Annotated in this window: 1 protein-coding gene; it reads left to right on the forward strand. The window is 71.7% G+C overall.

Annotated features, from left to right (window positions below; translation table 11 throughout):
- Positions 1 to 735 (forward strand): DALR domain-containing protein (locus tag CCN29_RS12755; RefSeq protein ID WP_143661322.1); only part of this gene is annotated, 735 nt, incomplete at both ends.

Consider the following 735-nt stretch of genomic DNA (forward strand, 5'->3'; position numbering starts at 1 on the left):
GGCTACCTTCAGCTGTCCAACCAGGAGCTGGACAACCTGCTCCAGCCGTCCGGCGACGGCGAGACCGGCAAGCGGGACCCGCGCGACTTCGCGATGTGGAAGGCCGCCAAGCCGGGCGAGCCCAGCTGGGAGACGCCGTGGGGCCGCGGGCGCCCGGGCTGGCACCTGGAGTGCTCGGCCATGGCGCACAAGTACCTCGGCAGCGCCTTCGACATCCACGGCGGCGGCCTCGACCTGATCTTCCCGCACCACGAGAACGAGATCGCCCAGGCCAAGGCCTACGGCGACGAGTTCGCCCGGTACTGGGTGCACAACGCCTGGGTCACCATGAGCGGCGAGAAGATGTCGAAGTCGCTCGGCAACAGCGTGCTGGTCAGCGAGATGGTCAAGCGCTGGCGGCCCATCGTGCTCCGCTACTACCTGGGCACCCCGCACTACCGGTCGATGATCGAGTACAGCGAGGAGGCCCTGCGCGAGGCGGAGTCCGCGTTCGCGCGGATCGAGGGCTTCGTGCAGCGCGTGGTGGAGAAGGCGGGCGGCGTCGTCCCGCCGGCCGCCGAGGTGCCGCCCGCGTTCGCCGAGGCGATGGACGACGACCTGGGCGTCCCGCAGGCGCTCGCCGTCGTGCACACCGCCGTCCGGCAGGGCAACAGCGCGCTGGCCGCCGACGACAAGGAGGAGGCGGTCGCCCGCCTCGCCGAGGTGCGCGCGATGCTCGGCGTGCTCGGCCTCGAC

Origin of the sequence: Streptomyces pseudogriseolus, from assembly GCA_002154585.1 — a bacterium.
Taxonomy (GTDB): Bacteria; Actinomycetota; Actinomycetes; order Streptomycetales; family Streptomycetaceae; genus Streptomyces; species Streptomyces pseudogriseolus.